Consider the following 19,700-nt stretch of genomic DNA (forward strand, 5'->3'; position numbering starts at 1 on the left):
GGGGAATCGCAGTGGAAATTTTAAACTGGATCTTAGGATTAGGTGCGTCGGTGATGCTTCCGATTATTATGTTCTTCTTTGGGTTGATCATGGGAGCTGGCTTATCACGTTCTTTTAAATCGGCTATTACGATTGGAATTGGATTCACGGGAATCAACTTAGTCATTAATTTATTAACATCCGAGTTGGGACCTGCTGCACAGGCAATGACTGAGCGCTTGGGATTGGACTTGAAGATCATCGATATTGGCTGGCCAGCGATGGCGTCTATTTCATGGGCGTGGGTTGCTTCAGCATTGGTTATTCCGATCGTTTTGGTGATCAATTTTATTATGCTGACATTGAAGCTGACGAAAACGATGAATGTCGATTTGTGGAATTATTGGCAATTTGCTTTTGTAGGAGCTGCGGTCACGGCGATTAATGGAAGTGTAATGTGGGGATTAGTCGCAGCCGGATTATCTTCTATCATTGCTTTAGTGCTGGCTGATTATACGCAACCTTACATTGAAAAATTTTTCGGAATGCCGGGAATCTCACTGCCGCATTTGACGGCGTTGGGATTCATGCCGATCATCATTCCTTTAAACTGGGTGTTGGATCGGATTCCGGGGATCAATAAACTTTATGCAGATCCTGAAACGATTCGTAAACGTTTCGGGGTATTTGGAGAACCTATGTCGATGGGGCTGATCATTGGTTTATTGCTGGGGATCTTTGGCGGTTTAGGGATCGAGAAGGTCTTGCAATTGGCGATCACAATGGCATCCGTTATGTATCTGATGCCGAAAATGGTTGCTATCTTGATGGAGGGATTGATTCCAATATCTGAAGCGGCTCGGGATTTCATGACGAAGCGCTTCGGCGACCGTCAGATTTTTATCGGTTTGGATGCAGCTGTATCTCTCGGGGAACCTTCTGTCATAGCTGTTGGCTTGCTGCTGGTACCAATCACGATTGGTTTGGCGTTCATCGTTCCGGGCAATCGTATTCTGCCTTTTGCAGATTTAGCCGTGATTCCTTTCATTGTTTGTTTGATTACTGCGATGTCTAAAGGAAACGTCATTCGCTCGCTGATTACTGGAACAATCGTCATGACGCTGGTGTTATTGTTTGCCACCAATCTATCACCCGCTGAGACCATCATGGCAATGGATGCAGGTGTCCAAATTCCGGAAGGGGCAACACAGATTGCCAATTTGGACCGTGCGAATTTTATTACCTGGGCATTGGTTCGGATATTTTCATTATTTTAGGTAGAGGAGTATAGGAATGGGCAAAAAATTATTTTATGAAGAGCTAGTTTTTCTGGATAAAAAATACCACGACCAAGCTGAGTTCTTTCGCTCTATTTGTGCAGATCTTCAGCAGTTAGGCTGGGTGAAGAGCTCTTTCTACCAAGCCATTACAGAACGAGAGGCGGCATTTTCGACGGGATTGGAAACACAGCCCTTTTCTGTAGCGATCCCGCACACGGATGCCGAGCATGTCGAAAAGAATTTTATCGCATTTGTTAGAGTTGTTGAACCAATTTCCTTCGTACACATGGGAATACCCGATAAAATGGTTGAGGCACAAATGTTGTTTGTCTTGGGAATCGCTGACGCCTCTAATCAGGTAAAGATTCTCAGCAACATGATCGAGCTGCTATCAAATGAAGCGATGATGAAGCAATTGATCAGTGCACAAGATCCAGCAGACATCGTCCAGATCATGAATCAAGCAGTGAGTCTCTAATGAAAAGTCCGCTTGAAACCTTTAAGGGCAAAAGTGTTGTGTTTTTGTTATAATGTTTTGGGGGAATATTACATTAGTTTTGGAGAGAAAATATTATGGATAACGAAAAAAGATTATTGATTGAGGTTAGCGATTACTACTACCATGAAGGTAAAACGCAACAACAGATAGCCAATGAACTAGGGTTGTCACGCATGAAAATTTCTAGATTGCTGCAAAAGGCCAAGGACAAAGGCATCGTTAAAATATCGATCGATTATGGCGGCGTTTATTTAGAAGTTGAAAAACAGCTAAAAAGGAACTATTCGCTCGACAAAGTCATTGTTGTGCCAAATATCGAAAATAATCTGAAACGTGAGCTAGCCAATGCAGCAGCATTTTATCTAAATAATACGTTACACAAAGAGGATCTAGTTGCCGTTGGATGGGGGACAACGATCCACGAGATTATTCAATACTGCGAGGGAGATTTCAAGAAACAAATTTCATTTTCTCCTATCATTGGCGGACATGGAAAAAGTCAGCTGAATCTTCATGCGACCACTATCTGTTCTGATTTGGCGGCTGCTTTGAATGGTGAGGCCTATTCATTACTCGCTCCAGCTTTTGTAAATTCGAAGAAGGATAAAACCGCTTTAATGAAGGATACTTTTATCAACGAGGTTATTTCAAGGACAAAACAGGCAAATAAAGCGCTATTTAGTTTGGGTTCTCCTTCATTTGACCGCAGTACGATCCATAAAGCTGGTTATTTCAGCGAGGATGAACTGAAGCGTATCAAGGCCAGTGGAACTGTCTGTGATTTAGTCTCAATTGCTTTTCTTAATGAAAAAGGGGAGACGATACTAGAAGAGATTACAGATCGCAGCATCGGGATCGATTGGAAAGATCTGAAAAGTATCCCTGAGAAAGTCTGTGTTGTTGGTGGCTTTGAAAAGCACAAGACAACTAAGATAGCGATTGAGGCGGGCTTTGTCGATGTGTTGATCACGGATATTGATACAGCAGAATTTTTATTACAAGGATAAAGGCTTGAGGTCGATGGTTCATCGATCTCGGGCTTTTTTGTGCGCTGATTAGAAAGAATTGGAACAATCGTTAAAATGAACGATATATGAGAAAAAGAACGAAGCGGTATTGACAAGTCTTTTTGAAAGCGGTATTATGATTTTGAACAAAAGAACTTGTAATGAACAAATGAACAACAATAACAAAGGAGGATATAGATGGACTATGTTGATTTAACTGACGAGGTCAAATTGTCTAGAGTTGTCTTGGGTTTTTGGCGGTATCTTGATTGGAAATTAAGCAAATCAGAGTGTATTGCCTTTATTGAACAGGTATTGGATCTGGGAATCACGACAATGGACCACGCGGATATCTATGGAGATTATACGGTAGAAGAGGCTTTTGGAGAGGTATTGGCAGGACGAAATGATCTGAAGAAGCAGATGCAGGTAGTCACTAAATGTGGCATCGTTTATCCGTCTGCAGCGGCGAGAGTGAAATATTACAATACCTCGACCGAACACATTATCCGGCAAGCCGAAAGTTCTTTGAAAAAGATGCAGATCGAAGCGATCGACGTGTTTTTGTTGCATCGTCCTGACTGGTTTGGCGATCCGGAAAATGTTGCTGAAGCTTTCTACCAGTTGAAGAAAGCTGGAAAGGTCAAATCATTCGGTGTTTCCAATTACTTGCCCCATGAATTTCGCATGCTGCAAAGTTATTGCGAGGAAAAATTGGTGACTAATCAAGTAGAGGCCTCTGTTTTATGTATGGATAATTTTGAAAACGGCACGATCAATTTGTGCCTTGAGAATCGAATTCATCCAATGATCTGGTCTCCTTTGGCAGGGGGAAGGATATTTACCAGTGATCAAGCACATGTCAAAGCATTGAGAAAAGTGCTGACCGTTATTCAAGAGGAGGTTGGCGCACAATCGATCGATGAGATTGCTTTTGCTTGGCTGCTTTCGCATCCTGCAGGGATGATCCCGATCACAGGCTCCGGAGAGATCGACTTTGTCAAGAAACCAGTTGAAGCCTTGAAGTACCCATTGACTCCTGAACAATGGTATATGATCTGGACTGCGGTCCATGGTGTAAAAGTTCCGTAACAATGATTCATTCTAAAAACAAGGAGACTAACATTTATGGAAATGACAAAAAAAGAATTTGTAAAATATGTAGATCATTCATTACTTAAACCCCATTTGACTAAAAAAGAAGTCATCGAAGGATTAGAATATGCGAAGGAGATTGGTTGTGCCTCCGTCTGCATTAACCCGCACAATTTAAAACTTGCACAGGAGATTTTAGCAGGAACAAAAGTAAAGATTGGAACAGTGATCGGTTTCCCTTCTGGTGCACACACGACGTTTTCGAAAGTTGTTGAGACAAAGGACGCTTATAGTAACGGAGCAGTCGAAATGGACATGGTGATTGACATCGGTGCATTAAGAAACGGGGAGTATGAAAAAGTACAAAAAGATATTGAGGCGGTCGTTAATGCCAGTCCGGCTATCGTTAAAGTGATTCTTGAAGATGCTTATCTGACTAAAGAAGAAATCAAAAAAGGAGCTGAACTGGTGGAAGCGGCTGGAGCTGCCTACGTCAAGACCTCAACGGGGTTTGCTGCATCCGGCTCCACTGTCGAGGATCTAAAGATCATGCGGGAAGCTGTTTCTAAAAAAGTAAAGGTCAAAGCAGCAGGGGGACTGAACAATTTGCAGGATTGTTTAGCAGCAATCGAAGCAGGAGCTGACCGAGTCGGTATTAGTAAGACGAAAGCGATTTTAGCAGAGTTTTAGAAGGGGGGATAGGGGAAATCATGGTGATTTCCCCTCTTTTGCCAGACAGAGAGTGGGTACACGTTGAATGTGAACAACACTGCGAGGTGGAGCCAATGAAATTTATAGATAATTATGACCTGTTCATTTTTGATTTTGATGGGACGATCGCGAATACATTACCATTGTATTTTGAAAGCTTTCGCAAAGTTCTTGCATCCTTTAATCAGAAGGAATTTGACGATCAGGAAATCGAATCGTGGTTCGGTCCGAATGAATTGGGAATACTAAAGCAGCGGCTGAAAGACCAAAACGATCTTCCAAAAGCTGAAAAAATGCTCTATTCGGTTTATCAAGAGGACCATGAAACCTTAGTCAAAACAGACAAAAATATTCTAATCATGTTAAATCGACTCAAAAAGTACAAAAAACAAATCGCCATGGTTACCGGAAAATGCCAAAGAACGTATGAGTATTCAGCTCGTGCATTGAATTTGGAGGAAACCTTTCAATATGAGATCACTGGAGATGATGTGAAGAATCCTAAGCCAAACAGTGAGGGATTGGAAAAAGTCATTGCTTATTTTCAGATCGATTTAAAACGAGTCCTTTATGTTGGAGATTCAGATATGGACATTTTAGCCGCCGAACATGCGGCGATCGACTCAGTAGGAGTGACTTGGTTTAACCCTCACAAAGCGTTCAAAAATACCCCAACTTATCTGAGTACATCACCGTTGGATCTGATCAATTAAGGAGAAATACAATGAATGCGCTTAAATTATATGCCAAAAGAGACCTTCGATTTGAAGAACAACCGTATCCTAAAATCGAAAAAGGGACCGATGTTATCATTCAAATCAAAGCTGCCGGCATTTGCGGATCAGACATCTCTCGTTACAAAAAGCAAGGGCCCTATGTCCCAGGGATGGTGTGGGGACATGAATTTTCAGGAATAGTGGTGGAAACCGGCAGTCAAGTTAAGGAAGTCACAGTTGGTTCCCGTATTTCTGGAGTTCCTACACTTACTTGCGAAGATCAGTCGATCAACCTTTGTCGCTACTGCCGGAAAGGAGAATATGCGCGTTGTGAACAGTTGACGGTAGTGGGGGCTTACTATCCTGGCGGATTCGCAGAATACATTAAACTGCCTGAAAAAAATTGCGTACTTTTGCCGGATTCGGTGGATCTCGAGACAGCAGCAATGTTGGAGCCTGCTGCGGTCGTGCAGCATGGATTATTCCATACGAATTTAACAATAGGCGACACGGTCGTAGTAGTAGGGTGTGGAACTATTGGATTGTTGGCGATTCAACTCTCTGTTATTTATGGAGCGCGAAGGGTCATCGCTGTGGACATTTCTGAAACATCGCTACATCGTGCTCAGGCCAACGGAGCCACAGTATTGATTAATGGAAGAACGGAGAATATCTTGCAAAGAATCATTGAGCTTACAGAAGGCGATATGGGCGATGTTGTCGTAGAAGCAGCGGGATCGATTGATTCTTCTGCGCAGGTTTTTGCTTATGCGAAAAAGGGAGGCGGAGTCGTTTTCTTAGGGATTCCCTATAGCGATATCCAAATCGAGCGATTCTATTTTGAGAAAATCGTCCGAAATGAATTAACGATCTGGGGCTCTTGGAATTCTGTTTCTGCTCCATTTCCTGGGAAAGAATGGGAGACGATCATCCATTTAATCGAAAAAAAGAAACTGCAACCGGAACGATTGATCACCCATCGGATAAAGCTGCAGGAAGGACCGAAAATTTTTGAAGAGCTGATGAAGGAAGAAACTTCTGACTCCTTTGGGAAGATTCTTTTTGTACCATGAGTGATAGGAGTAAAATAAATAGGTAATATCAAATCCGTATTGCAAGATTACTCTACGTAATCTTGTAATACGGATTATTTTTTCTTGCTATGATGAAATTGCCGTAATAATTTTCGTATCCATTTACTAATTTTTAGGAGGACTTTCTTTCGCTGGGTATTTGTCATTTTTTGGATCAAAGCCATATTGAGTGAGTTGAAAATCTGCGTGAATCATTTTTGTAAAGCGACAAATACCATCTTTTGGAAAGATGGTCAAAGGAGTTAAAATATGTACTAGATCGTAGGTGTCTTGTGAAGAAATATTGAATCCACATGACTTAGGCTCCAACTCTATTTTCTGCCGTTCTCATCCTCAGAGGTAGAAGAAGGGCTGGCCGTTTCTGTAACTTGAAAGCTTTATGAGAGGAACTTTATGCGAAGTGGCGTTCCATTCAAACGATCATGAATTGTCTCGACCTTTCGTGTTTTTTAGTGTAGCATGATTGAGTAGTTCAAAAAGGAGAGGACACGATGGCGGCAATTATCTTTGATGTGGATGACACCTTGTATGACCAATTAACCCCATTTCAGCTGGCTTTTACTATGAATTTTCCGAATACTGAAATTCCGGTAGAACAGCTTTTCAAGTACAGTCGGATCTATAGCGATGAAGTTTTTGAACTGTCAGAAAACGGGTCAATCAGCAAGCTGGACATGCAGATTTATCGTATCAGAAAGGCCTTGGCCCATTACGATATTCAGATAACAGATGAGCAGGGCGCAAAATTTCAGGCAAACTATCAGTATTACCAAAGTCAGATCCAGCTAGACCCAGCCATGCAGGAAGCGCTAGACCTGTGTGTGGCGCATCATTTTCCCATTGGGATCATCACCAATGGGCCAGCCGAACACCAGAAAAAGAAAATCAAGCAGCTGGGCCTGAACCGCTGGGTGCCAACAGAACAAATGCTGGTCTCAGGCGAGTGGGGCGTTGCCAAACCGGATATTCGTATTTTCGAGTTGGCTGAAGCAGTGATGGATCTGAAGAAAGAAACCACCTATTATGTAGGCGATTCCTATGAAAATGATGTGGTTGGTGCAAAGAACGCTGGTTGGAAGGCCGTTTGGATCAATCGACGGAATCATGCGGAGTCTTCAGAGATCAAAGCGGATATTCTGATTGATCAAGAAACCACCATTAAAAATTTTCTTCTGTCGCTTGTGTTGACGGGAGCGTAAACTATGTAAAGACTGATGAATGTATGAGTGCCGTTGGAATTCATCGGTTTTTGCTTTTTTGGAAAGGATCAAACTTTGCAAGGAAATGTGATGTTCACCAATTGTGACCCAGCCTATACTTTCAGTATGATAAGAATCTGTTATCAAAAAAAGGAAGTGAAGAGGGATTTAAGCTGGAATAATGATGGATCAAAGCAGCCGTTGAGAGGCTATTCGGTTTACAGGCAACAGGTGAAAACGCAACTCTTCTTGAAATCGGCCAATGTCCAAAACTGTGTGCAAGCAATCTTAGAGTTGTCACAAGATATTGCTAGTCGAAACTAGGTAAATGCAGACGATTTGGGCGGCTACGTAAATGGAGGAAAGGCTGGTTGATGGAAATTAAGAGTAACGTAACTTGTTAAATTGGACATGAGTGTTCAGTTTAACAGTTTTTTTTGGTCCAAAATACCGATCAAGCTCATGTCGAACCTGACCGGTAACATTTTTTTAAGAGAGAGGGGTATCGTGGCGTTTTTGCTGGTTTCGGAATTTTAACGGACTGATATGTACATACTTTTTAAAGGTCTTGCAATAATATGAGGAGTCCGTAAATCCAGAACTGCTGGCTATTGCATAAATGGGAAGATCTGTATCAATTAGTAAATCCTTGGATTTTTCTAAACGATACAGTAGCAAGAACTCACTAAAGCTAATGTTCATTTCTTTTTTGAATAGTCGGCTGAAATACTGCGCGTTCAAATAAAGCGTTTTGGCTAGTTCGCTGACTTGAATGTTTTCCAGATAATGCTTCTCAATATAAAGCAAAGCTTGCTGAATAAATTCATTCTGGGTAATCTGAGAGGTTTCCGGCATAAAGGTGGTATGGCCTTGATTGGTTTGAAAATTAAGCAAGATTCGATCGATGGCGTCGGTCAGCTTTTTCGTCCGAATCGGCTTAACTAGGTATTCTACGACTCGACAATTAATCGCCTCTTGAGCATGCTGAAAATCAGAATAGGCAGTCAAAATGATCGTTTGAACATCTGGTAAAAATTCCAGAATTTTGCGTTGGGCAGACAGGCCATCCAGTTCGGGAATACCAATATCCATTAGAATGATATCGGGCTTAAAAATTTTGGCCTTTCGAATGGCTTCTTTTCCACTTGAGGCGATACCAACAATGCTAATGTTCGTATAAGTCTCAGTAATGATGGTTTCTAATGCTTCTTTTTCAAAATTTTCATCTTCAACAATGAGCAATTTATACTTCATTTATGCGCGCTCCCTTTTCTTTAGCTGTCGAATATCAGTAAACGCAGGAAAGACAATTTTAACAGTTGTCGAAAACCCCTTCTCTTTTTCTATTTTCAGACCATACGTTTCACCAAAGTAATCTTTTAACCGCAGATGGGAATTGTTAACACCCAGTCCAGGATGCTTTTTACTGGCAGAATAGTCCAAAATAGTCGACTGGACAAAGCCAGACATGCCTACTCCGGTATCGCTAACGCTTACGACAATAGATTCTTCTTCCAGTGAGATGGTTATTTTTACATTGCCGCCTTCCAGCAGAGGTTCGATCCCATGAATGATGGCGTTTTCAACAATAGGCTGCATAATCATGTTCGGGATGCAAAATTGAAGCAGCTCTTCCGGTGCATGAATGGTATAGTCGAGTCGATTTTGGTATCTCGTTTTTTGAATATAAAGATAACGTTTGATATTGGCAAGTTCACTTTCCAGGGTAGGAAATTCTTCTGTTTGCCGCAAATTATAACGCAGCAGATCGGACAAGGTGTAAATCATTTCCTCGGTTGCTTCTGCTTTTTCTTTAAGGGCGATTCTGGCAATTGTGTTTAAAGTGTTGAAGAGAAAATGAGGATTGATTTGTGCCTCGATCGTTTTCAGTTCTGCACTCTTTAATCGTTTTTCAAAGGCCAGCTTCTCTTGATACTCCTTCACAAATTGCTTTTGAGCAATTGATTTCAAGCCCATTTCCTTCAGGTAATTGGCAATTAATTCATAAAGGTCAATGCAATCTTGTAAAAAGCTTTCTTCGACAATCGCAATCTGATCGATAGCCGCTTGTAATTTTGTCTCGGGCAGCTCTAGCTTTTTGGCAAGGCTTTTCACATCAAAATTCTTCCGAGGATCCTCTTCGCTGTCTGGATCGTTGATCAGAACTTGTGCCCCTAGCACCGCTCCTAAAAGCTCTCCATCAACGATGATCGGCACACAGCAATCCTTCAACCCAAGGTGACAATCATACATAATCGAGCGATTTTCGGAGAAGGATTTCTTCTCAGCTCGTGCATCGCAGGCCACACATTGCTGCGCTCCTACTTTTGAGGAACGTACTAAATTGCAAAATGGTGTAAAGTTGTTTAAATCTCCTACAGGATTCCCTTCGGAGTCGACAGTGACTACTGAGACATCTACTAATTTAGAGAGTTTATACTGTACGTTTTGCAAAAGATCGATATCAATGACATCTGTCAAGTGCAGCTTTTCCTTTGAGTACACATTGATCCCCCCAGACGAAGTTGAATGATTTCCCTCATTATATCAAATTTTTTTAGCGAATTGTATGACTCGATAAGGAACATGAGAGAGACAATTCTATTATATAAAGTCATATTAGTTATATTTTTTTAAGTCTATTCTGACCAATTATTCGTCCAGTCAAGCAAATAAAAGGAAACGCTTTCCCTCTAAACTGATAGGTGAACAAAAAATTTTTAGGAGGTTATGTTATGAGTCAGGAAGCTTTGGGCATGATTGAAACGAGGGGATTTATCGCTTCAGTCGAAGCCGCTGATGCAATGGTGAAGGCCGCCAACGTTCAATTAGTAGGTTCAGAAAAAATTGGATCTGGATTGGTAACGATGCTGGTCAGAGGAGATGTCGGTGCCGTGAAAGCAGCGGTGGATGCAGGTGCAAGTGCTGCGAATGCGGTAGGAGAAGTCGTGTCTACCCATGTGATCCCTAGGCCGCATACAGATATCGAATCGGTCATTTTGAAAAATCAATAAGGTTGAGGAGGAAGAAAAATGAATGAAGAATTATTAGAAAGAGTCCTATCTGAAGCACAGAAAAGGGTAAATGATTCAGCACCTGTTCCGAGCAGTCAAAAGGTACACTTAACAGAATTTGTGGGCACCGCCATGGGAGATACGATTGGTATGGTGATCGCCAACATCGATATGCAGCTGCATGAACATTTAGGCCTAGACAAAAAATATCGTTCGATCGGTTTTTTAAGCGCTCGGACAGGCGGTGCTCCTCATATTATGTCAGCAGATGAAGCCGTGAAGGCGACAAATACGGAAATTGTGAAAATCGAAATGGCTCGAGACACCAAGGGTGGAGCAGGACACGGTGCGACTATCATTTTTGCTGCGGAGGATGTTTCTGATGCGCGTCGGGCTGTCGAAATCACTTTGGCTTCGGTAGAGCGAAACTTCGGCAATGTTTATGGCAATGATGCGGGACACATTGAGCTGCACTACACAGCCCGAGCTAGTCAGGCATTGGAGATGGGCTTCACGGCACCCGTTGGCAAATCCTTCGGTATTATCGTTGGTGCGCCTGCTGCGATTGGTTTGCTGATGGCTGATACTGCTGTAAAAACTGCGAACGTGAATATTGTAACCTTTGCCAGTCCAGATCAGGGAACAGCCCGTTCCAATGAAATTATTGTGACAATTACTGGTGATTCAGGTGCCGTCAAGCAAGCGTTGCTTAGTGCACAGGAAGTTGGATTAGCTTCGCTAGAGGCATTAGGCGGAGCAGCACCGTCATCATCGACACCAACCTTGTTTTAGGCAGAGGTGGCAGATGAAAAGTATACAATTTTCTGATGAGCAGTTGTCTAAAGTTGCCCACAAACTATTGCAGCAAATCAAGGAAACACAAAAAAGATCAGAAAAGAACCAAATTCCAGTGGGGATTTCCAATCGACATATTCATCTCAGTCAACCGGATTTTGTCACCTTATTTGGATCTGGTGCGGAATTATCCCCTAAAAGTTACTTGTCTCAACCAGGTCAGTTCGCGGCGAATCAAACGGTCACGGTGGTTGGTACAAAAAAGACGATCCACCATGTTCGGGTATTAGGCCCGTTTCGTTCAGTGTCTCAGCTTGAGATTTCTCGTACGGATTCCTTTCAATTGGGGATCAAGGCACCAGTAAACGAATCAGGAAACTTATCAAATGCGGGGTCTGCACTGATTGTTGGACCTAAAGGGGTCATTCACTTAGAACAGCACGTGATTACTGCTAAACGTCACATTCATATGTCTCCAGAGGATGCCAAACGATTCAATGTAGTTCAAGGAGAAGCCGTAGCTGTCAAAACAGTCGGTGAGAGACCAGCAGCCTTTTACGACACAATTGTACGCATCAACGATCACTTTCGATTGGAATGTCATTTAGACATGGATGAAGCCAACGCAGCTGGTTTAGGCAATAAGAATGCTTTTGTCGAAATCATCAAAGACAGGTGAGACAAATGGATGCAGAAGAATTAGAAGGGTTATTAGCAAAGGTATTAGCTGAACTTGCCAAAAGACCATTTCTTCAGGTGTTGGTGGTGGGTTTTGGCAGCAATCAGCAGGAGGAACAGATTTTTTCCTTGCTGAAAAGACATAGTCAGCGATGTCAGTATCGTTTTGCCTTTTCTTCAGCCTATCAATCCTTTTTCAATCAGGAGATATGGCAAGAGATTGGCACTGTAATTTCCAGAATTGACGAACATGTACTTGAAGAAATACAGCAGACAGATTTGATCCTGATTCCTTATTTGACTAGAAGCAGCTTAGCCAAGCTTGCCGTGGGGATGGCAGACAATTTGCCGCTAACGCTGATTAATCAAGGACTATTAATGGCTAAACCGATTTTGGCTTCGAATCATTGCTGGCTTACTACGAATGAGTATGCCGCTTTTAGAGAAATCGACCAAAATACAGAGATGAAGAAGCTTTATCAAGGATACGAAGAACAGTTGAAGGTACTGGGTGTTGAAAGTTTATCGCTGTCGAGTTGGAAGAACGCCTTTGAACGATACTTGGCAAAGAAACCGTCAAATTTAAAGAATCCGTCGATTGAAACACCACTAAAAACCGTATTAACTTTAAGTGATGTCAAGAAAAATCCGCTAGATTATTTCGACTCTTCCCAAAAAATGACCGATTTGGCACGAGAGTTCCTGAAAAACTACGCAGGAGAAGGGGGACAAAATAGTGGAATATGATAAAGATTTACAATCGATTCAAGAGGCCCGTTTAGTGATCGAAGCAGCTAAAAAGGCCCAAAAGAAATTGGCAGCGATGTCCCAGGAGCAGCTGGACGTCATCGTTGAAAAAATGGCCGCTAAAGCCAGTGAAAATGCAGCTTATCTAGCTAAGCTGGCTTGTGAAGAAACTGGTTTTGGCAATCCTACAGATAAAACACTGAAAAATAAATTTGCCAGCGATGTCGTCTGGTCAACGATCAAGGATTTGAAAACAGTCGGCATTTTAAAAGAAGACACTGAGCAGCAAGTGATGGAAGTAGCCGTACCAATGGGTGTGATTGCCGGGTTGATTCCTTCAACGAATCCTACCTCAACGACTATTTATAAAGCCTTAATTGCTATCAAAGCAGGAAATGGGATCGTGATCTCTCCTCATCCTGGGGCGAAGAACGCTATTTTAGAAACAGTCAAACTGTTGCGTCAAGCTGCTTCAGAAGCGGGAGCACCGAACGGAATCATTGGTGCTTTGACCACATTGACGGCCAAGGGAACGGAAGAGCTAATGAAGCACAAGGATACTGCACTAATATTAGCGACAGGTGGAGAAGCCATGGTTCGGGCAGCCTACAGCTCAGGAAATCCAGCCATCGGGGTAGGACCGGGGAACGGTCCAGCTTTCATTGAACGAACGGCGGATGTCAAAAAGGCGGTTGCTGATATCATCGCCAGTAAAATCTTTGATAACGGTGTAATCTGCGCTTCCGAGCAATCGATTGTTACAGAAAGTGTAATTGCTCAGCAGGTAGTGGAAGAGTTGAAGAAGAAACAGGCTTATTTTCTTTCAGAAGCGGAAAGCAATGCTTTAGCAGAGTTCATTTTACGAGCAAATGGCACTATGAATCCACAAATAGTTGGAAAAACAGCGCCAATTGTTGCAAAAATGGCGGGGATCTCTGTTCCTGAGAATACAACAGTGTTAGTGTCGCCGCAAGAAACCGTGGCTTCAACGAATCCTTACTGTAAAGAGAAACTTTGCCCGATTCTGGCTTTCTATGTTGAAGAAAACTGGTTGGATGCCTGCAATCGTTCGATTGAACTATTGAATGTTGAAGGTCAAGGCCATACCTTGTGTATTCATTCTCAGGACAAAGAGGTCATTAAAGAATTTGCTCTAAATAAACCTGTTTCCAGAATATTGATCAATACACCGGGAGCCTTAGGCGGGATTGGCGGTACGACAAATCTTGCCCCAGCATTGACCCTAGGCTGTGGAGCTGTGGGGGGCAGTTCGACTTCTGACAATATCACACCTTTTAATCTGATCAATATTAGAAAAGCTGCCTATGGGGTAAAATCCCTGGAAAGCTTGCGAGCAGCAGCGCAAGAACCAACAACCCTCCCGACTTCTAGCAATGGTTTGAAAGTTGACCTTTCTGATAACGAGGTACGAAAACTCATCGAAGCAGCCTTGCAGAAATTAGCTACGACTTAGAAAGGAGCGGGGAATGAAAGAATTTAATATTTTGTCCAACGTCATCTTTGATACTTCTTTAAAAGAGTATTTTAGCCAAAGCAGTTATCAAAAAGCGATGATTGTTGCTGATCCCATGATGGTCAAATTAGGCTTCGTGGAAACAATCAGCCAACAGTTCCATCAGGCTGGCAAACGTTTTTCATTGTTTGCGGAGATTACTCCTGATCCGACAATCGAGACGATTTCTCAAGGAGTTTGGCAAATGAACCAATTTCAACCAGATTGCCTGATCGCAATTGGCGGCGGATCAGCAATTGATACGGCGAAAGGGATGGTGCTGGCGAATTATAAGTTGTCACCGACCTATCAGAAACCGACACTGATTGCGATTCCTTCCACCAGTGGGACAGGTAGTGAAGTGACTTCCTTCACGGTAATTACTAACGGTCAGGATAAAAAGCCTTACGTTGATCAGTGTTTAGTTCCAGATGTCGCGATTTTAGATGTTGAGTTAGTTAAAACCGTTCCACCAAAAATCACTGCTGATACTGGAATGGATGTTTTGACCCATGCTCTGGAAGCTTATGTGTCAACGAATGCCAGTGTCTTTACGGATGCTTTAGCGGAAAAAGCTGTGCAGCTAGTTTTTGAAAATCTGTTGCTGGTCTTTCGGCAACCTGAGGATCTGATTGCTAGACAAAAAATGCACGAAGCCTCAGCTTTAGCCGGAATGGCCTTCACAAATAGTTCATTAGGGATTAATCATAGCTTGGCTCATGCAATTGGCGGCATTCATCATTTATCTCATGGAAGAATCAATGCGATTTTACTGCCGAAAGTGATTACTTATAATGCCCAATCGGCAAATGGAGCTAAATATCAGCAGCTGGCTAAACATTTAGGTTTGCCGGCAGAAACCGCAGCAGAAGGAACCGCGAATTTGGTTTTAGCGATTGAATTATTAAATGAAGCCTTAGAAATTGAATCAAGCTTTAGTTGTTTTGGAATTTCTGAAGCAACGTATCAAAACGCAGCGTCACAAATTGCCGAATTTGCCTTAAAGGATGACTGTACCAAAACCAACCCACGTTCGGTTACCGCAGCATCACTAGCGGCGATTTATCAATCTCTTTACTAAAAATAGAGGAGTTGTCCTATGGAAAATAGAACCTTTGGAGAATGCCTGGCGGAAGCTATTGGAACCTTCATTTTTGTCTTAATCGGTATCGGATCCGTTGCGATTCTAGTGGTTACGGAAACAGCCATGTCTTACTGGGAACTGGCAATTGTCTGGGGACTAAGTGTTACCTTAGGAATTTATATTGCCGGCTTTGTCTCCGGGGCGCATTTGAATCCGGCAGTAACCATTTCTCTGGCAGTATGGAAGAAATTTCCAGCCAAAAAAGTGGTCCCTTACATCGCAGCCCAACTAATCGGCGCATTTTTAGCAGCGGCGGTAGCCTTTGCACTGTTCCATTCAGTGATTGGTGATTTTGAAGCAGCCAATAATATTACCCGCGGCGCAGCAACGGGTGCAGCTACAGCGGGAATTTTTGCTACGTCCGCTGGAGCAGGAATCAGTATGATCAATGCCTTTTTTGTAGAATTTGTGATTACCATGATTTTAATGCTGGTGATTTATGCGGTAACAGATGCTTCGAATGGAGGAGCACCTTCAAGCGGAATACCGGCCTTAGCAATTGGTTTAACGGTAGCTGTTTGTGGCCTGGCATTTGGGACCCTGACCGGATTTGCCATGAACCCAGCACGAGATTTAGGCCCTAGATTGTTTACCTTAGTTGCCGGCTGGGGAACCACTGCCTTAGGTGAAAACATGTACGGCTTAATTGTTCCCATCTTTGGCCCGGTTCTAGGCGCGATTACAGCTGGATTTATTTACTTAAAATTGTTAGTCCCGTATTTCCCAAAAGTAGAAATTGAAAATTGAGAGGAGTTTTAACATGGTAGAAAAAAGTACACGTATTGATAAATTAATTGATGATTTATATTCGGTTGATCCACGGATTGAATCCGAACGCGCAATGCTGGTGACAGAATCTTACAAGGAAACAGAAAATCAGCCGATCATTATTCGCCGAGCGAAGGCCTTAGAAAAAATAGTCTGCAACATGAGCTTAGTAATTCGTCCAGATGAATTAATTGTCGGTAATTTAACTAAATCACCTCGTGGCACGCAGATTTTCCCAGAATTTTCGAATCAATGGCTGGCCGATGAGTTTGACCGTATCGAGCAACGAACCGGCGATCTGTTTAGAATTTCTGACCAGGTGAAGCAGGAGCTTTCTGGAGCTTTCCAATATTGGAAGGGGCGTACCACTAATGAATTGGCAACCGAATTAATGTTTGATGAAACCAAAGATGCTATGAATGCTGGCGTGTTTACTGTTGGCAATTACTACTTCAATGGCGTTGGACATATTTCAGTTGATTATGGCAAAGTTTTACAAGTTGGCTTGAAAGGTATCCGTGAGGAAGCACAAGCTGAACTAGCTGCTTTAGATTTTGGTGACCCGGAAGCAGTAACCAAATCTCACTTTTTAGAAGCAGTGACTATTTCAGTTGATGCAGTCGTTCATTATGCCAATCGCTTGGCTAATTTAGCAGCTGATGAAGCCAATCGTACAAATGATATGCAGCGAAAAATCGAGTTGGAAAAAATTTCAGCCAATCTGCGTAAGGTACCCGAATATCCAGCGACTAGTTTCTATGAAGCCTTACAGTCCTTCTGGATCATCCAAGCGGTTATTCAAATTGAGTCTAACGGACATTCGATTTCGCCGATGCGTTTTGATCAGTATGTGTATCCCTTCTATCAAAAGGATGTGGAAGGTGGCGTGATCTCCGAAGAGTGTGCGCAGGAATTGCTGGATTGTTTATGGGTTAAATTCAATGATGTCAACAAAATCAGAGATGAAGCCTCAACTAAAGCTTTCGGCGGCTATCCAATGTTCCAAAATCTGATTGTTGGTGGTCAGAATGCACGAGGAATCGATGCGACGAATCCATTATCGTTTGCCTGCTTAGAAGCAACGGCTCATACGAAATTACCTCAGCCGTCATTATCAATTCGTGTATGGAATAAGACACCTGAAACATTGCTGCAAAAGGCTGGCGCAGTTTCGCGCATGGGCTTAGGAATGCCGGCCTACTATAGCGATGAAGTAATCATTCCAGCTTTGGAAAATCGGGGAATCAATTTGCAAGATGCCCGCGACTACGGCATTATCGGTTGTGTAGAGCCGCAGGTTGGCGGAAAAACCGAAGGCTGGCACGATGCGGCATTCTTCAATATTCCAAAGGTCTTGGAAATCACTTTAAACAATGGCTACAGCAACGGCAAAAAGGTTGGTTTGCAAACCGGCGATGCGGCCTCTTATCAAAGCTATGAACAATTAGAACATGCCTTCAGACAGCAAATGGAGTATTTCGTGAAATTGCTGATTAATGCGGATAACTCAGTTGATGTGGCTCATGGTCAACGAACTCCGTTGCCGTTCCTGTCTTCTATGGTTGATTGCTGTATTAAGAAAGGAAAATCGCTGCAAGAGGGCGGTGCGAAATACAACTTTACCGGACCTCAAGGAGTAGGAATTGCTAATGCTGGCGATTCATTGATGGCGATTAAGAAAGTCGTCTTTGAAGAAGGCAAGCTGACCTTGCCGGAGTTGAAAAAAGTATTAGACAGCAACTTTGGTCAAGGTGCAGCAGTCAGTGCAGCAGCTCCAGCTGAAAGCCTGACAAATGTTGATTTGACTAACCTGACGAGCGAAAAACTGGTAGACCTGTTAAAAGACTTATTAGCTGAGCAGCAAACCCAAACAACCGTAGCAGCACCTGAGGCTCCTAAAGCTGGGAACAAGGATGGTGAATACATTCGCCAGCTGTTGATTAACGGCGCGCCAAAATTCGGTAACGATAACGATGAAGTTGATGAAATCGTACGGGATGTCGCCCTAATCTACTGTGAAGAAGTTCAAAAGTACACCAATCCACGGGGCGGTACTTTCCAACCAGGATTGTATCCAGTATCTGCTAACGTTTCTTGCGGTATGGAAACACAAGCCTCTGCCGATGGACGTTACGCAGGTGAACCTTTAGCTGATGGCGTTTCACCTACTTCTGGCCGCGACCAAAATGGTCCAACGGCTGCATTGAACTCGGTGGCGAAGCTGGATCATCATATTGCCTCGAATGGCACGCTGCTGAATCAGAAATTCCATCCATCGGCGTTGCAGGGAGAAGAAGGCTTGCGTAACTTATCTGCTTTAGTTCGCGGCTACTTCGACCAAAAAGGGATGCATGTTCAGTTTAACGTAATTAGTCGTGAAAAATTAATTGATGCTCAAAAGAATCCAGATAAGTACAAAAATCTAGTGGTACGGGTGGCTGGCTACAGTGCGCATTTTGTTTCATTAGATAAATCCATTCAAGAGGATATTATTGCCCGAACAGAACAAGTATTCTAACAGGCATGAGGTGAATGGTATGAACGGGATCAAAGAAAAAACCGGGATGATTTTTGATATTCAGCGCTTCTCGGTCCATGATGGGCCTGGAATTCGCACAATTGTTTTTTTCAAAGGTTGCCCTTTGCGCTGCGATTGGTGCTGTAATCCGGAAAGCCAAGTTTTTACTAAGCAGCTGATGGTGATTCAAAAAAACTGTATCCACTGTGGTATGTGCGCACCGATCTGTCCTCATGGGGCAATCTCGTACACGCCAGAAGTAACGATTGATCGGGATAAATGTACCAATTGTGGCAAGTGTACCGATGTCTGCTTTAGCGAAGCCTTAACGATGACCGGACAGGAAATGACCGTAGGAGAGCTCATTACTGAATTAAAAAAGGACGAGGTTCATTACCGTAAATCCAACGGCGGCATCACCTTATCAGGGGGTGAAGCCTTGTCTCAGCCGGAAATGGCAACGGCACTTTTAGCAGCCTGCAAGGAACAGGGCTGGCATACGGCGATTGAGACCACAGGTTACGCTAAACGTGAAGTGCTGGAAAAGCTATTACCTTTTACCGATTTAGTTTTATTGGATATCAAGCATTTAAATAGTGTGAAGCATCAAAAATATATTGGAAAACCCAATGAGCTGATCCTAAAGGCGGCTCAGGTGATTGCGGAATTTCCAGGAGTGGAGCTGGTGATTCGAATTCCGGTGATTCCAGAATTTAACGACAGTCCTGAGGAGATTGCTGCCATCGCTTTGATCGCGAAGCAGCTTCAAGCGACTAGAATCAATTTATTGCCGTATCATCCTTATGGTTCGAACAAATATGGTCATTTGGACATGACTTATTTAGCAGCAGATATTGATACACCCTCGACGAGCAAGATGACGATTTTGCAGGAGCTGGTGGAAGGTATCGGCGTACCATGTAAGATTGGCGGATAAATGGAG

At 42.9% G+C, this 19,700-nt stretch carries 19 protein-coding genes; 17 read left to right on the forward strand and 2 right to left on the reverse strand.

Annotated elements, in window-relative coordinates; all coding sequences use genetic code 11:
• Window positions 1-11 precede the first annotated feature (11 nt).
• From NRIC_RS04870 to NRIC_RS04905, 8 genes are all read left to right on the forward strand, one after another.
• Window positions 12-1,256 (forward strand): PTS galactitol transporter subunit IIC, encoded by a 1,245-nt coding sequence (locus tag NRIC_RS04870; RefSeq protein WP_146621586.1) that lies wholly within the window; start codon window positions 12-14, stop codon window positions 1,254-1,256.
• Window positions 1,257-1,272: 16 nt separating this feature from the next.
• Entirely contained in the window at window positions 1,273-1,737 is a 465-nt protein-coding gene (locus NRIC_RS04875; RefSeq protein WP_146621587.1) for a PTS sugar transporter subunit IIA, read from the forward strand.
• A gap of 95 nt (window positions 1,738-1,832) precedes the next feature.
• Window positions 1,833-2,765, forward strand: coding sequence for a sugar-binding transcriptional regulator (locus NRIC_RS04880; protein WP_146621588.1), 933 nt, complete (start codon window positions 1,833-1,835; stop codon window positions 2,763-2,765).
• Window positions 2,766-2,963: 198 nt separating this feature from the next.
• Complete coding sequence (locus NRIC_RS04885; RefSeq protein WP_146621589.1) at window positions 2,964-3,857, forward strand: aldo/keto reductase; 894 nt, start codon at window positions 2,964-2,966, stop codon at window positions 3,855-3,857.
• Window positions 3,858-3,893: 36 nt separating this feature from the next.
• Window positions 3,894-4,550 (forward strand): deoxyribose-phosphate aldolase, encoded by a 657-nt coding sequence (gene deoC, locus NRIC_RS04890; RefSeq protein WP_146621590.1) that lies wholly within the window; start codon window positions 3,894-3,896, stop codon window positions 4,548-4,550.
• 95 nt (window positions 4,551-4,645) lie between these two features.
• Window positions 4,646-5,284: an HAD family hydrolase gene (locus NRIC_RS04895; protein ID WP_175580005.1), complete on the forward strand. Its 639-nt coding sequence runs from the start codon at window positions 4,646-4,648 to the stop codon at window positions 5,282-5,284.
• 11 nt (window positions 5,285-5,295) lie between these two features.
• Complete coding sequence (locus NRIC_RS04900) at window positions 5,296-6,360, forward strand: galactitol-1-phosphate 5-dehydrogenase (protein ID WP_146621592.1); 1,065 nt, start codon at window positions 5,296-5,298, stop codon at window positions 6,358-6,360.
• Between the two features lie 512 nt (window positions 6,361-6,872).
• Window positions 6,873-7,580: an HAD family hydrolase gene (locus NRIC_RS04905; RefSeq protein ID WP_146621593.1), complete on the forward strand. Its 708-nt coding sequence runs from the start codon at window positions 6,873-6,875 to the stop codon at window positions 7,578-7,580.
• Window positions 7,581-8,069: 489 nt separating this feature from the next.
• Here the strand turns inward: NRIC_RS04905 and NRIC_RS04910 are convergent, their stop codons facing one another.
• Together NRIC_RS04910 and NRIC_RS04915 are read right to left on the reverse strand one after the other, a co-directional pair.
• Window positions 8,070-8,834 (reverse strand): response regulator transcription factor, encoded by a 765-nt coding sequence (locus NRIC_RS04910; RefSeq protein ID WP_146621594.1) that lies wholly within the window; start codon window positions 8,832-8,834, stop codon window positions 8,070-8,072.
• Window positions 8,835-10,085: a sensor histidine kinase gene (locus NRIC_RS04915; RefSeq protein ID WP_146621595.1), complete on the reverse strand. Its 1,251-nt coding sequence runs from the start codon at window positions 10,083-10,085 to the stop codon at window positions 8,835-8,837.
• Between the two features lie 230 nt (window positions 10,086-10,315).
• On the opposite strand from NRIC_RS04915, the gene NRIC_RS04920 reads away from it, so the two are divergent.
• The 9 genes from NRIC_RS04920 to NRIC_RS04960 are packed head-to-tail and all read left to right on the forward strand — an operon-like array spanning window position 10,316 to window position 19,694.
• Window positions 10,316-10,594 carry a BMC domain-containing protein gene (locus NRIC_RS04920; RefSeq protein ID WP_146621596.1) on the forward strand — a complete coding sequence of 93 codons (279 nt, stop codon included), beginning with the start codon at window positions 10,316-10,318 and terminating at the stop codon, window positions 10,592-10,594.
• 18 nt (window positions 10,595-10,612) lie between these two features.
• Window positions 10,613-11,386, forward strand: a complete 774-nt coding sequence (gene pduB / locus NRIC_RS04925) for a propanediol utilization microcompartment protein PduB (protein ID WP_146621597.1) — start codon at window positions 10,613-10,615, stop codon at window positions 11,384-11,386.
• A gap of 13 nt (window positions 11,387-11,399) precedes the next feature.
• On the forward strand, window positions 11,400-12,068 hold the full coding sequence (locus NRIC_RS04930; protein WP_146621598.1) for a phosphate propanoyltransferase: 669 nt from the start codon (window positions 11,400-11,402) through the stop codon (window positions 12,066-12,068).
• A 5-nt stretch (window positions 12,069-12,073) separates the two neighbouring features.
• Window positions 12,074-12,814 carry a hypothetical protein gene (locus NRIC_RS04935; protein ID WP_146621599.1) on the forward strand — a complete coding sequence of 247 codons (741 nt, stop codon included), beginning with the start codon at window positions 12,074-12,076 and terminating at the stop codon, window positions 12,812-12,814.
• Window positions 12,801-14,288 carry an acetaldehyde dehydrogenase (acetylating) gene (locus NRIC_RS04940; protein WP_146621600.1) on the forward strand — a complete coding sequence of 496 codons (1,488 nt, stop codon included), beginning with the start codon at window positions 12,801-12,803 and terminating at the stop codon, window positions 14,286-14,288. The genes NRIC_RS04935 and NRIC_RS04940 overlap by 14 nt, the downstream gene beginning before the upstream one ends.
• A 13-nt stretch (window positions 14,289-14,301) precedes the next feature.
• The gene (locus NRIC_RS04945) at window positions 14,302-15,408 is read left to right on the forward strand and encodes a 1-propanol dehydrogenase PduQ (RefSeq protein WP_146621601.1); all 1,107 of its coding nucleotides are present in this window, start codon (window positions 14,302-14,304) and stop codon (window positions 15,406-15,408) included.
• Between the two features lie 18 nt (window positions 15,409-15,426).
• Entirely contained in the window at window positions 15,427-16,218 is a 792-nt protein-coding gene (locus NRIC_RS04950) for an MIP/aquaporin family protein (protein WP_146621602.1), read from the forward strand.
• 13 nt (window positions 16,219-16,231) lie between these two features.
• Entirely contained in the window at window positions 16,232-18,757 is a 2,526-nt protein-coding gene (locus NRIC_RS04955; protein WP_146621603.1) for a glycyl radical protein, read from the forward strand.
• A 19-nt stretch (window positions 18,758-18,776) separates the two neighbouring features.
• Window positions 18,777-19,694: a glycyl-radical enzyme activating protein gene (locus NRIC_RS04960; protein ID WP_146621604.1), complete on the forward strand. Its 918-nt coding sequence runs from the start codon at window positions 18,777-18,779 to the stop codon at window positions 19,692-19,694.
• Window positions 19,695-19,700: the final 6 nt, after the last annotated feature.

Source organism: Enterococcus florum, assembly GCF_004309355.1.
Classification (GTDB): Bacteria; Bacillota; Bacilli; order Lactobacillales; family Enterococcaceae; genus Enterococcus_A; species Enterococcus_A florum.